This window comes from Yersinia sp. 2542 StPb PI (genome assembly GCF_048593855.1).
GTDB classification, from domain to species: domain Bacteria; phylum Pseudomonadota; class Gammaproteobacteria; order Enterobacterales; family Enterobacteriaceae; genus Yersinia; species Yersinia enterocolitica_E.
In genome coordinates, this window is the sequence record NZ_JAZGQA010000123.1 from 1 (window position 1) to 13,958 (window position 13,958).

The window sequence follows — 13,958 nt, forward strand, 5'->3', positions numbered from 1 at the left end:
GCCACAGATAATGGTTACCCTTATATTAGAGAGTGGACTGTTATTGAAAATGATAATCGCAACTCAAAAAATAACTTAGTTGTTGGATATGTCTTTAGCCAAGGTGGACCTGACCTTAGCCGCGCAATAATTTGCAAGATAAAGAACAATAAGTATGATGATCTCACCCCTGTTGAGTTAAAGTGAAAAATCAATATAGAGATAAAAAATAAGCAACGGCTATACCTCTGTAAATAGTCATGCATATTGTCTGTGATCTGCTACTCGCTCTTAGTTGACTGTCAGATTTAGCCGCACCTTGCTAAAGATGTAACAGTTGTTGGCGCCACTTTTATCAAGGGTCACTGTCTTAGGTTCATCGTGGTGTCGAATGGCTTTGCGAAAGAAGTGTAATGCAGCTGCTTCATTACGTTTGGCGGCCAGCAGGAAGTCGATAGTCTGGCCTGAAGTATCCACCGCGCGGTAGAGATATTTCCACTGACCTTTGATTTTGATGTAGGTTTCATCCATTCACCACCGACGACCTATTGAGCGTTTATGTCGTCGAAAAAAACATCATATTACCTGACGACGACTTAATGCGACAGAACCGTTGGGATTTAGTACCGGTCAGCCGGTGAGTGTTAAGGCTGAGAATGGGTGTCTGGTTATCAGGGCTGAAATTTAAAAGTAAGATCCCGGCTCCGAGGCCGGGATCTTACAACATTATTCTTTTCTTAAATAGACACAATAACCATTGTTGATTTTGATTGGCTTAGGATAGTCAAGTCGTTCCAGATGAGTACTAATAATAAAGTCGTCATCAAAATCAGCAATGATTTCCGTCTCAACTTCTGATGCTAATTCTTCATCACAATCAGTAAATTCCCCATCATAATAAAAAGATAGCTGGATATTCTTGGCGTCTAAAATAACAGCTACACATCTAATATTAGGGGTTACATTACCAAGTAACGCCCTTTGTAGGGATAGCTTTAAATAGTTAGATAAATCAGCACCAATCATTAAAAATAGCTCCTTACTTATACTTTTCATGGTCTTGCTGGAAAAATATGAACACCATTCTTACCATAGTGAACAATACCTTTGGTTGTCGGCATAGAGATCCCAGTTTGTGGGTCGATATAATTCCCGATCACTTGACCGTAATTAATTCTCTCTTTTGAACCTGGAATTCCGATGGCAACATTCCCAACCTGTTGACCACTCCCGACTTTCTGTAACAACACTTCCGAAGACGCTGTGATAGTACTTTTATTTAAACCCGCATCAGAAGCTATTTTGTATTCATTCGTACCTGGTATATGTTTATTCTGTTGGCCTTGGTTAATTGACACTTTACTTACAGAACCCGAGCCTGCCGTCGCCCCTTTTGCTGTCACCGTTTCTTGTACCAACGTACTTGGTTTATTTGTCGCAGGAACATCTAACCCCTTCATCCCATACACTGCACCACCAATCGCCGCCGTGGTGTGCGTTATCGCTATGCCAGTATACAGTGCCGAAGCCGTCTCTACACTGACGCCCCAGTTCTTCGCTATGGTCTGGATATCTTTAGCTTTCTGGGCCTGAGCATCTGCTGTCGCATACTGCCACAGCAGGCCATCAACTTTATCGGCTCCCTCTTTGTAAACGCTGGCCATGGTGCCGATGTACTGACCATCCATTTGTTAATCATAGCTTTTGCCCATCGCGGCCAGTTCTTGCCGCATTCCCCTGCACTGAGCTGATGACAGATGCTTACATGCTGCGTCTATGGCTGCATCGAATGCTTTATCTTTCGCGTCAAGGTCAGTGACCAGTTTTTCAGCCTGTACCTTCTTATCACCTTCCAGATAAGGCAGTGACCACTTCGCATCCTGACGCAGCTTCTCATCTTTAGAGGATAATGTATTATTCTCAACCGCATTTTTCCCAGCCTGCGCTCCAGCCACTGCGCTATTACTGCTGTCGCCCGCTAAGCCACCCGCCAACCCTGCTGCCAGGGTAGCCGCTCCAGTCAACGGCAATAACGCACAGGGATAACTGATTCGTTAGCATTGAGATAATACTTTTAAAAATCAGAGGAATATCCCGATGGAGAGAATCATTACCCAGCAAGCGATCAACACGTTTTATTTTATTTTTGACCTGAGCCGAGCCGGGTAAATAACGGCCGATACTGGTCAGAGTCAGTGATGCGCCATTGATTAACGCAATGGTGGCATCCAGCAAAGCATTTTGTCGGTATTTGTGAAACGGAGCTAAAGCATCATGGAAGAAATTCTGACATACTTGGCGAGCAGGCATAGAGGTGATCTCATTGAATTGGTTGCACAATCAGTAGATCACAAAACTCTATGCCTGTCTTTTTTACCCGCCCATTACTGGGGATCCCTCAGCACTTGATGGGGCTTTTTCAATTTGATTCCACAATACCTGCTCATTCAGATCTCTCGGCGCTGTAAATTGTTTCCCAATTTTCGCTGTCGAGATCTTCTCCGCTGCGCTGATCAGCATCTTATTCGTGATGACATTCGTAGCCTTGCCAACCAAAGCCAATGCTTTTTCTGCGGGGATCGACGTCAACAATGCTAACGCATAGTCTTTCGCTTCTTCCGCGGTCAGCAACGCCATGATGGTATCAGAACCAGGGTTGTTGCTCAGAATGGCTTTGACAATATCAGCCCCTTCCGGCAAATCACCTTTTACCATCCGAGCCAGATCGGCCTGTATTTGCTCTGGTGGCAGGTTCTTGTCCTGAGCATACTGCGCGTAAGAGGCAACAGATTGAGTATAATCAGCCATGCCCTTGCCGAACCCTTCCAGACCACTCAGCGCGTTATTCTCAACATTGTTTTAATATAGCAATATCCTGCTGCTTTCCCAAGGCGACCACTTCACAGTTAGCCTCATCAAATGATCCTAATATCATAAAAATGACCCCATTAGTTGACCAAAAGAAATCCATCCATTCAGTTTCGGAAGTCATATTTTTTTCATCATCTTTTGATATATTTGAAAGAGTGAAAGCAAAAAATATTTTCTTTTCAGCGTTTAGTATATCCTTTAAGTAACCGATTGAATTCAATGGACAATGACATACACCAGAGAGTATTAAACCGTTAGGAGTACAAGCTATAAAATCCTCCTTGTTTAACAAGAAATCCACGTCATAACCTCTTGACTTTAGCAATCCCCAAGTTTTTTTGTATCGAACAATAGCCGAATCGGGTTGAAAACTTGATAACTGTATATGCATATAAATAGTTACATCTGTACTGTTACGACTTAATTTTTTCACCATTTCGTTTAAAAGATGGATCGCCCCATCTTCCCGACTTACATTTGGTCGTTCCCAGCTTACAGCCGCAATATTTCGCCTAGGTATATCTAATACGTGAAAATTGGCTATTTCATTTTGATTACTTATGTTCTCAGCATATCGGACAATAGTATCAATAGTCATAGTGATTACCTTGTGCATCATTGAAATGAGATCCTCTATTCTGGGTATCTTGTTCACCGAAGAAATGCCCAGCGGCATCATTCCTAATTTGTATAGTCTGAGTGCCACCGCCAGGTTTAGGAACATCAAACTCATATATATGACCAGGCTGAGGATTACCACGTTTATCTACATTAGGTAAAACCCTATCTGGTGACTGGCTTACAGGGACTCCTGATTGCCTTTTAGCTTCATTAAATGCACCTGCTCTACCAGCCCCCTCTGGAGATAAGTTAGCAGGGCGGCTATCTTCTGATGTATATGCCAAATCATCCTTATTCGGCCCTTCAGGGATCGGCGTTGCAGTAGTATTTCCCCCTGTATTCGGTGCACCACTGGTATTCCCAGTGTTGCTAGCGCCTTGCTCACCTGACTGATCCGGCGTTACCAATGAGGTGCCTTTATTCCCACCCTGAGCAGGGTTAACCAGTTTACCGCCGGTGAGATCGTCATTCACTGGTACAGTTTCGGTTTTACTTCCAGCACCGTCAGCATGTTGCTGGCTCTGCGCAGCCACTACCGCCATCAGCACACAAACATCATTCGCCAGACACACCGCGTCCAAACCTTCCTTCACTTTCTTGGTCAGCGCCAGCGCGGCTTGCTCGTTAGCTCCGCCTTTGCCCGCCTCCGCCATCGCGGCGGCGCTCAGCGTTTCCTGCGCCATCATCTGCGATATGAGGCCAAGACTGGTCATATTGTTGCTGAGTTCGTTCTTACCTGCCTGCGCACCGGATACCGCGCCAGCAGTATCACCACTGGCCAAGCCGCCAGCCAGACCCGCCGCCAAGCTACCCAGTGCAACCAGCGTTTGCTTCTGCTCTTCGCTCAGTTGGCTGACCGGAATATCACCGTACAGTGATTTCTTGATGCTTTCCCCGATCAGCGCCGAGGTAGCCGCACCCGCAGCTCCCGCCAGACCACTGTTGCCACTGGCCTGCGCCACCACTGCGCCCAGAACCGCATGAGCCATGACTCGGCTGGCTTCATCCGGCGCGTACTGTTTTATGATTTCCGCCAGATACGGCGCTGCACCACCACTCAGCGCCTGCGCCATATTCCCACCCGCCAAGCCTTGCACCGCCGCCGTAGCAGCTTGGATGCCTTGCTGCAATGCGCTGCCAGTGCCGTATTGGGCTTGTGTGGTTTTATAGGCGGAAGTGCTGGTTAGCAGCTTGTCATACACCGCTCGCTCTTCCGGTGTCGCGTCCTGGCCTGGTGCCTTGATGCCTTTCGCTTCCAGCTCCGCTTTACCGGCGTTTGTCGCCAGGATCTTACCTTGCGTTGCCGCAATGTCTATCGCCTGACTACCAATATCACCAATCAACTGCGCTTCACGCAGGCGATTTTGCTCTTTCTCTTTATCAAAGATAGGCGAAAGTGCATTGTTGGCGTGTTCAGCATCGCGGCTCAGGTCAGTGACATTTTGTTGTTGTTTATCGGTATCGCGAATGGTGATAGTGCCATCGGATACTGCCGCATGGGTAGTGGAACTGGCATCACCATTATTACCGCCCGCGATGGGAATGCCCCCGCCCATGTTGCTGATAAAGTCCTTGCTGCCGGTAAAGCCGCCACTGCTCAGGCCCATGCTACTGGTCGAGGTGTTAAAACTGGCCTGATTATCGAGATCCGAGAAGCCGAGCGTGCCAGTAGCCAACGTGTTTTTATCGGCAGTGGCAGTCGAGCCAATCACCGCACCGTTGAGCTGAGTGTGTTCGCCGACGGTGATATCAAAACCACCTTTGCCAGCAAAGAACCCGGTCTGTTCCTGTACTGATGTGTAGTCTGAGTCAATTTTAGACTTACTGGCACTGACACTCCCGCTGCCGGTCATGGTGCCAAAGGTGAAGCTGCCACTGGCACTCACGCTGCTCTGTTTGCTGTCGTAGTTGTTGCGGTCTTGCTCACTTTGCAGGGTTAAATCACGGCCCACATCTACTTTTACCGTTTCGCCGCTGACCTGCGCGCCTTGCAGCGTGGTATCACGGCCACTGCTGATACTTACCGTATTGCCCGCTTTCAACTGGCTTTCAGTATGGGTCAGGCTGTCGCCCTGTTCTTTGCCTTTACTGGCGTTCACGCCCGCAAAGATACTAATACCGGCGCCTTTCCCTGCGCCGATGCCCACCCCAATATTGCCGCCCGAACTTTTATTGCTGCCACGCAGGCTTTCACTGTTTTCAGCGCTGTTCAGCGCAATATCATTTTTGGCATCCAGACTGAGGTTTTTCCCTGCCTGCAATTCGCTGCCCTGTACGCGAATATCCCCGGCCCCGTGGTTCCCGGTGGCGGTGATGGACAGATTATTCCCGGCAGCCATGTTACTGCCGCTGGCGGTAGTCTGCTCAAGGCGGCTTTCTGATTTACTTTTTTGGCTGCCCAGTGAAATGCTTACCCCCACCGCATTGGGGTCGCCGGTTTCATTGGCCAACACCGCGCCTTGTGCTGCCTGAACGCCCTGAAGGACTGCTTTGGTGGTCTGCAATGCCTGGAGGCGGCCATTGGTCTCTTTTTTGGCATCCTGGGCGGTAGTGACGGCGCTGTTGATGGCACTGCCTACCGCACCTGACAGGGCGAGGGTGATGCCACTCTGTTTGCTCTCGGTGGTATGTTGTTGGGACAGGTTGTTTTCCGCCGCAGTTATCGCGACATCTGACCCTTGCAGGCTGATGTCTTTATTGGCGATCACTTCGCTGCCATGAATAGTTAACTGATTTCCCGCATCAAGAGTGACATTGCCGCCCAGACTGCCAATCGTGCTACCCACGTTGCTCAGAGTCTGCGTTTTGTCGGTGGTTTTTTGGCTGTTGCTACCCACCGTGACACCAATGCCGCCAGTGGTCATCAGGCCGGATTTTTTCTGCTCATACAGGTGAGATTCGCTCTCGCTCTGTTGTGCTGTGCCGACGGTGATGTTCTCTTTAGCCCGCAGGTTAATATCGTTATCGGCCACCACATTGCTGCCGGTGACCGCGATATTGTTGCCGCTGACATCGATAGAACCTGCTGACAGCATGGAGCCGACCGCCAGTGTCTGGCTAATACTGTCTTCGGTACGAGTGGTGGTCGTCGATGCCAGCCCTTTACTCTTACCGGTATGATTGCGCTGTTGATCATGCTGTTCGGTCTGGGTGGTGAGCGTGACATCGCCGCCCGCAGCCAGCTTCAGCGCACCGTCGGTTTGTACCGTGCTGGCACTGAGGGTGATGTCTTTTGCTGCCTGTAAATTGATATCGCCCTTGGCGTTCAACTGGCTGCCGAGCAGCGTTTCATCGTAGAGATCCACTGAACTGGTATGGCGCTTGCTCGAGGATTCACCGCTGACGTGCAGGCTGTCGGTCGCCGCACTCAGGTTAATGTTTTGTGCCTGCACATCCACCGTGCCGGCGTTAATGTTAGCCCCCACCGCAGTCAGGTTGTCTACTTTAGCGGTCAGCGCACCGCCAACATTGACCTCGCTGCCCAGATGGCGGATATGCTCACTGGCCGAACTGCCATAACCATAATTCGCACTTATCTGGTCGCTGCTTTGCACGGTATTGAGGATCCAGTCGCCGCCGGTATTGACCTGAAGATCCTTGCCAACCGTCAGGCCAGCGCCTTGCAGGATAAAATCACGACCGGTATTGATAGCGGCGTTATTACTGACATTAATGCTCGCCAGCGGCCCCAGTAGGGTTTGATTGCGCAGCACTGCGCCATTGCTGCTATTGAGTTGCTCACTGTCCGTGCGCAGGATCACATCGCGCCCGCTATCCAGTTGCAGGTTAGTGGCATTTAACCGCGCGCCGGTCAGGTCAATATCGCTGTTGAGCGTACTGAGCAGCATGTTGCCACCGGCCTGAAGTAAGCCGCCATTGCTGGTCAGGGTGATATCTTTTGCCATGTCAATGTGCAGATCATTGCTGGCTTTAATCGCCCCCTGATTGGTGAAACCCTGCATATCGGTGAGTTCGATATTATTCGCGGCAATCAATGCCCCGTTGGCACGCAAGTCGCCTGGTTTCACCCCCGCCAGATACACCACCGGTACCAGCACGGTTTGCCCGGCGACTTCGCGGCTTTCCATCAACACGATATTGCGGGTCAATGCCGCCATCTGTTCCGCACTGAGGTGGCTACCAAGAGCAATATTAAATGCCTTACTGTATTCGAGTCCCGCCGCAAAGAGCTGCTCGAACTGCTCTTGAGCGCTGCGGTAATCACTGGCGACCGTTTGGCCAGTTAAGGCCAGCACCTGATCGCGCACCAGACGCTGCTCATAGGCATTATCCCCCAGCCGTTTATGGATGAAAGCAGGATCGCTATTTAACTGCTGGAGATAGTAATCCGACCCTTTCCAGTGATTCAGATTGGCAAAAGCCGGGTTGGTTTCTATCAGATAGCCGCCACTTACTGCACGATCAGGGGCGGTGAGGCCGATTCGATCCAGGTTGGCAGACGGGTTATTGATACTGCCAAGCGAGAGGTCACCTTCCGGGGCTGGCGCGTAGTGACCTTTGTCTGTACTGAGTTGATACAACCCACCGCTGGGAAGTGTCAGCGAAATACCGTTAAACTCAACAGCAATATTCTTGCCGATATTGTCACGATCACTCGGTAGAGAGATTGCGCCGGAGTTTGCCCCATTGTTAATCGTCGTCCCACTGCCACTAATGGTTTTCGCCGTAAGACTGGAGGCGTATTGGTGGGTGGTGTGTTCTTTGACCTCCGGCCCCCAACCGGTACCCCACAAATTGCCTTTGTAGGTGCGGTAGCGCCACTCACCGCTGGAGGTGGTTCTTTCGATCAGCCGTTGTGCATTCCCCCAACCATCCTGGTTCAGGGTGACACCCGAAAGATCAATCTCGCCTTGCGCACTCACTTTACTCCAGAAGTTTTCCAGTGTGCCGACATGAGGCGCTAAGTTACCGCCCGCTAACAGTTGTGCTTCAGGGCTTATCTTATCGATGCCGTTTTTGGCGGTAGTCGAGGTATAGTTTGTACCAATATAATCGCTGTTCATCGAGCCGCCATGAGGTGGCTCAGCATAGCGCCCGCCGGGGATATCGGGGTTTGCTGTTGTCCAGTAGGCCGTCCCACTCACTGTACCCGCTGCCACGAAATTGCTATTGGCGGTTAAGATATGACGGCTATTGGTCAGCTTGCTGGCGTAAACCAGCAGATCTTTGCCTGATTCAATCAAACCAGAAATGTTGAGGATCTGAGCCGCCGTCTGGTAATTTCCGCTATTATCTTGCCCGCCCGCCAGAATGACCTTGCCCATCCCTAAAAAGGTGGTGGTCGGGGCACTGTCGGTATGGGTGACGGTATCACTGTTTTCAATCACCGGTGCCAGCAAGGCTAGGGTGCCGTTTTCATCGGTGGCGCCGATCAGGGCGTTAGGGCCGGAGTTGGTGATGCGATCTCGCGCTTTAAGTGTGGCTTCAGCCGCAATAATGCTGCCACTGTTGAATAAGGTGGTGGAGTCGGTACTGAGTTTTCGACCTGCCAACAACTGCCCACCATTGGTTAAGGCACCCTGAGTGGTAAAGGTTAAATCTCGTCCAGCCTGGAGGGTGGAACCTGCCAGATTATTGAAATCACTCAGTAAACCAAGGGTCAGATCCTGACTGGCACTGACTTTACCTGCGCCGCCATCAAACTGACCAAGATTCAACGAGATATTATTCGCCGCCAGTGCGCCGCCCTGGTTATTGAGTGTTTGAGCTGCATTTGCGCCCGCAGTAATGGTCAGCGAGCCAAGGGAGATAATGTTGGCGCGTTGTGTGCTGACATCACCACTGTTGGCGATAATATTCATCTCGCGGGCTTGCGTGTGGCTGTCGGCAAGATTCACCCGACTGCCGGTTAACGTCATGGCTCCCGCCGCGAGGGTTTGACCTTGTGCGATCAAATCCTGACGGGTGGTTACCGCCAGGTTGCCCGCATCAGTCAGGCGGCCATCATTCTGTATCCCAGCACCCAACAGGCTGGTGCTGTTGCTATCAAGGCGCTGTGCCTGCACCGTCACGTTACCTTTGGATAGCAGGGTGCCCGCGCGGTTATCCAGATAACCGGCCAGATTGAGATTGAAATCAGTGATGCCGGTTTGTGCGATGACACCGCCGAGATTGGAGAGCGATTGGGCGCTAAGTGTGACCCTCTCCGCCATCAGGTTGGCCTTATCGGTACGCAGCAGGGCGGTGGTGTTGGCCGACAGTTGCGTGGCCGCTTTTACCACGGCCTCCGTTAAGGTGATATCGCCAGATTTAGCCACAAAGTTGATGGCGTTGGCCTGAGTCTGGCTGCCAGTGAGATCAAGTTGGCTCCCCGATAGCGCCAATGCACCGGCGGCCATGTTTTGCCCTTGCGCTATCAAGGTGTGCTCTGTGCTGACCGTCAAATCACCGCTGCTGGCGCGGTTGCCGTCAGATTGCAATCCCGCCCCTATCAGGGATTGATGGGTGCTAAATAAGTCATTAGCGCGCAGTTGGAGATCGCCAAATGCGGCGATTGAACCACTATTGCCTACGCGCCCATCAGCCTGCCACTGTAGTGCACCCTGAGTATAAATCGAGCCGCTGTTAACCACGTCGCCGTGCGTAATGAGTTCGCTGTTGCCTGCGCTATACAGGCTGCCGCTGTTATCCAGATAACCTTCTGCCCGCAGGTGGACGTTGCCATTGGCGGCGTACAGCTTGCCCTGATTGGTTAGATTACCGGTGGTTAACACCTGCATCTGGTCACCGCCACTGTACAGGGTGCCACTGTTATTGAGGTCGCCCTGCGTCGATAACCGCATATCACCGCGCGTTTGTATCACACCGCTGTTAGCCAGATTGCCCGCAGAGGCTAAAGTCAATTGCTGTTCGGTGTAGATCTCGCCCCGATTTTCGGCATTGCCGTTAACCGTAAATTGCCCGACACCGGTGGCATACAGAGTTCCGCTGTTAAACAGGCTATCGGTGTTAAATGACAAATCCCGACCTGCCAGTAGTGCGCTGCTGTTATCAGCATTGGTGTTGCTGATACTGAGCGCCGTGAGCTGCATATCCCGCCCGGCTTCCAGTTTATACTGATTAGTCAGTGCGCCACTGGTGCTAAAGACCAGATCACGCCCCGCCGTTAAACGTGCGCCAGCCTGATGAGTGAAATCACTTTGCAGGCGTATCCACAGGTCGGTCGCTGCTGCAATTTCCCCTTTGCTGCTATCCAATTTGGCGAGATTGAGCTGAATATTATCAGCATGCAATTTACCGCCACTGTTATTCAGGGTTTGTTTCGGGTTTGCTGCGGCGGTGATCGCAAGGGTTCCGGGGGTGAGTACCGTCGCGTCTTGCGTAGAAATATCGCCGTCGCGGGCCGTTATAGTGATATTGCCAGCCTGAGTTTGGCTACCGGTAAGGTCAACACGGCTGCCAGATAACGTCATGGCACCCGCAGCCACATTTTGCCCTTGGGCAATCAATGCCTGACGCGTGGCGACATTCAGTTCTCCACTCTGAGCCAGCTTGCCATCGCTCTGTACTCCGGCACCGAGCAAGCTGTTAGCATTGCTGTTCAGCATTTCGGCGTGTAACGCGAGTTTGCCACCAGAGAGGATCTTGCCATCACGGTTATCAATATTACCCGGCAGATTCAGATTGAAATCTGTGGTCCCCGTTTGTGCTATCACGCCGCCAACATTGGAGAGCGATTGGGCGCTAAGCGTGACCCTCTCCGCAATCAGTCTGGCGCTGTCGGTACGTAACAGCGCGGCGGTTGAGGCAGACAGATGCTGGCTGGCGGATAACCTGGCTCCGCTGAGATCAATTGGCCCGCCTTGTGAGGTCAATGTGATATCACGGCTCTGTGTTTGGCTGCCAGCCAGATCGATACTGTGCGCGTTAAGTACTTGCGCCGTGCCGCTAATATTTTTGCCTTGGGCGGTTAACATCCCGCTGGCATCAATACGCAAGGTGCCACTGGTGATCGCGCTGTTGTCGGACTTGACACCGGCACCCAGTACCGAGTTGCGGCTACTATTGACTTCTGCCGCGCGCAGCGAGGTATCACCTGCCGCCGCGACAGTGCCGGTGTTATTCAACTTGCCTGCAGTGGTGAGCTGGGTATTGCCCTGCGCATAGAGCACACCTGCGTTCGCTATACCGGCGGCGGTATTCACCGCCAGATGTTGAGCACTGTTGATCTGGCCGTTGTTTACCAGCATGCCATCCGCCGTGATAGTGATATCGCCGGCTGACGCGCCTATTTCACCGGCATTGCGCACCCCGACACCGGTTTCAGTCCCGATCAGGCGGATTTTACCGGCGTACATGCCACCCAAATTGGCGACATCCACCGCCACGGTAGGGCGGGCGTTGCCATCGTCGGCTTTAGTGGTGATATTTTGGTGCGCGGCGTCAACCTGATTGCGCCCAGCAGTGACTTTCAGGTCATTGGCCCAGAGACCGGCATTGACTTTAACCGAACGGGCGATCAGGTCGGTATGGTCCTGACGGCTGCTGTCCAGACCTTTGCCCTGAATAACAATCTCACCCCGATCCACATCGTAGCCAGTGAGCTGGCCGTTATTGAGTTGTGCCTGACCGGTGGTTAAGGTTGCGCGGTTGGCATTAATAAAACCGCAGCCTTCGCAGGTAATGCCCGCCGGGTTGGCGATAACCACCTGCGCTTTGCGGCCAGCGACCTCGATATAACCGTTGAGTCTGCTGGGGTCGCGGCTGTTGACTTCATTGAGGATAATACTGGCCTCACCGCGCGCCAGCGAGGGGTTACCGCTGACAAAACCGCCGAGTTGGGTCTGGTTGACACCCTGGCCGTTATTGAGGATCACGCCACGATTATCGACATCGAACTGGCTGTAAACGTTACGCGAAACCCCACCGCTACTGGGTGTCTGGATATTGACCTGTGGCGTACCGTTGGCGCTGCTGATAATGGTCGGCTGTTGGTTACCCGGCGCACTGGCATCGGCGACAATATTGGCTTGCGCGGATAACGAGACGCAGCCCAAGGCCAGTAACAGACTAAAACTCAGCGACGATAAGGCACTGATACGGCGGCGTTGAGTATGCCCAAGACCTGATGAGGGCGACGAGGCGGCCCGACCGGAGGCGGCGATATCGGCTACCACCATTAATAAGCCACGCGCCTTGTTAAATACGATACGGTACAGGTTCTTATTCATAACTCATCCCAGAGTAAAGCGTTAATCGGGCGCATCAGTATTGCCAGTTCAGGTTAAAGCCCACCGTCACCGAGTCGGTTTTGAATCCGTCGGGTTTAGACAGCGGCTTGCCAGCAAACAGGTCGTAGCGGGTATTCAGAATATTGCCGCGCATACCGATGGCACCGCCCGCCAAATGCTGGCCCAGCAGATAAGAGGCGCTGCGTCCCCCGACCTCGCCATAGTCAACACCGACATACAGCTCATGCCCCGGTAGCGGGGTGTACCAGCCGAGATCATTGCGCACTGTCCAGCCACGGTCCGCATTCAGCGTGCGTTCGCCATCAAACCCGCGCACTGACCAGCGGCCGCCGATGGAGAATTGATCCTGTGGCGTCAGGGGTGTGTTGGTGCTTTGACGCTGGTATTGCAGGTTGTAGTGGAATTTTTGCGTCGCAACCACAAAAGGAATATCCAGTTGCGCATTCAAGCGCAGAATTTTACTTAGGGCGGTGGCTTCCCCGACATACTCTTCCTGCGCGGGCATCGCACCAAACCAGCGGGTACCGCGCTGATAGCTGATACCGGCATCCAGTGTGGCCTGCGAAATAAAGTGGCGATGTTCCAGCCCAATACGCCAGGCAGAGGTGCGGCGGCGCTGCACTTCCACTTCGGTATCATTAATGTAGTTTTTCGACGAGCGGGTCAGCACATCGTAGGTAAAAGTGGTTTTCTGGTTGGCGTTGCGGTGCAGCAGACGGCTGAGTTGCAGTGTTACATTCTCACTTTCACCCCGATAGCTGTAATCGCCATTCAGGCCCGCCACCGTCTGATGATAGTCATAGCTGCTGGCGGTAATACCTGCGGTCCAGTAACCGAACGGCAGCGAGTAATGGCCGGTCAGGTTATTGGTGCCTTTCTCGCCGCGATTTTTTATTGAACCGCCAGCCGAGACATAAAACAGGTCACTCAGGGATAAAGGGTTATCCAGAAACAGGGTTGCGCCACCTTGATAGCGGCCGGTACTACGGGTGCCGGAGTCATCCAGTGAGGCTGCCAGCCGCCACATTTTGCTCTGTTTCCAGTTCAGGGCGATGTCGGTCTCACCGGGTGCGGAGCCGGGGATCAATTCCATACTGGCTTGCACGGTGGGGACGCGCTGCAGGTTCTCCAGTCCTTGTTCGATATCACGCAAATCCAACAAGTTACCGGGGCGAGCGGGGAAAGCACTGAACAGCGTGACATGGCGGTCACTGCCCTGCGTCAGTTCAACATGGCGTATTGTGCCGGGCACCACGTGTAACGCCAGTGTGCCGC

General features: G+C 52.2%; 9 protein-coding genes and 2 pseudogenes. 2 read left to right on the forward strand and 9 right to left on the reverse strand.

The annotated features are described in order from the left end of the window. On the forward strand, positions 1–186 hold a 186-nt coding region (locus V1952_RS14685; protein ID WP_420074994.1), incomplete at its 5' end, for a hypothetical protein. Between the two features lie 132 nt (positions 187–318). Here V1952_RS14685 and V1952_RS14690 read toward each other — a convergent pair. Continuing rightward, a pseudogene (locus tag V1952_RS14690) lies at positions 319–549 on the reverse strand (DDE-type integrase/transposase/recombinase); the annotation flags it as partial. A gap of 43 nt (positions 550–592) precedes the next feature. On the opposite strand from V1952_RS14690, the gene V1952_RS14695 reads away from it, so the two are divergent. Further along, on the forward strand, positions 593–667 hold the full coding sequence (locus V1952_RS14695) for a SymE family type I addiction module toxin (protein WP_071843590.1): 75 nt from the start codon (positions 593–595) through the stop codon (positions 665–667). A 38-nt stretch (positions 668–705) separates the two neighbouring features. Here V1952_RS14695 and V1952_RS14700 read toward each other — a convergent pair whose 3' ends face one another. The 8 genes and pseudogenes from V1952_RS14700 to V1952_RS14735 form a co-directional block, all read right to left on the reverse strand. Further along, on the reverse strand, positions 706–1,005 hold the full coding sequence (locus tag V1952_RS14700; protein WP_042568629.1) for a hypothetical protein: 300 nt from the start codon (positions 1,003–1,005) through the stop codon (positions 706–708). 26 nt (positions 1,006–1,031) lie between these two features. Then, a complete protein-coding gene (locus V1952_RS14705; RefSeq protein ID WP_050298023.1) occupies positions 1,032–1,667 on the reverse strand; it encodes a polymorphic toxin type 50 domain-containing protein in 636 nt (211 codons plus the stop codon). Between the two features lie 3 nt (positions 1,668–1,670). Further along, the gene (locus V1952_RS14710) at positions 1,671–1,973 is read right to left on the reverse strand and encodes a VENN motif pre-toxin domain-containing protein (RefSeq protein WP_050298024.1); all 303 of its coding nucleotides are present in this window, start codon (positions 1,971–1,973) and stop codon (positions 1,671–1,673) included. Positions 1,974–1,983: 10 nt separating this feature from the next. Next, positions 1,984–2,289 (reverse strand): annotated as a pseudogene (locus V1952_RS14715) (IS4/IS5 family transposase); the annotation flags it as partial. Between the two features lie 63 nt (positions 2,290–2,352). Further along, the gene (locus tag V1952_RS14720) at positions 2,353–2,787 is read right to left on the reverse strand and encodes a hypothetical protein (protein WP_253271835.1); all 435 of its coding nucleotides are present in this window, start codon (positions 2,785–2,787) and stop codon (positions 2,353–2,355) included. Between the two features lie 40 nt (positions 2,788–2,827). Then, positions 2,828–3,448, reverse strand: a complete 621-nt coding sequence (locus V1952_RS14725) for a hypothetical protein (RefSeq protein ID WP_050298025.1) — start codon at positions 3,446–3,448, stop codon at positions 2,828–2,830. After that, positions 3,438–12,662 (reverse strand): hemagglutinin repeat-containing protein, encoded by a 9,225-nt coding sequence (locus tag V1952_RS14730; protein WP_420074995.1) that lies wholly within the window; start codon positions 12,660–12,662, stop codon positions 3,438–3,440. The genes V1952_RS14725 and V1952_RS14730 overlap by 11 nt, the downstream gene beginning before the upstream one ends. 34 nt (positions 12,663–12,696) lie before the next feature. Next, on the reverse strand, positions 12,697–13,958 hold a 1,262-nt coding region (locus V1952_RS14735), incomplete at its 5' end, for a ShlB/FhaC/HecB family hemolysin secretion/activation protein (RefSeq protein WP_420074996.1).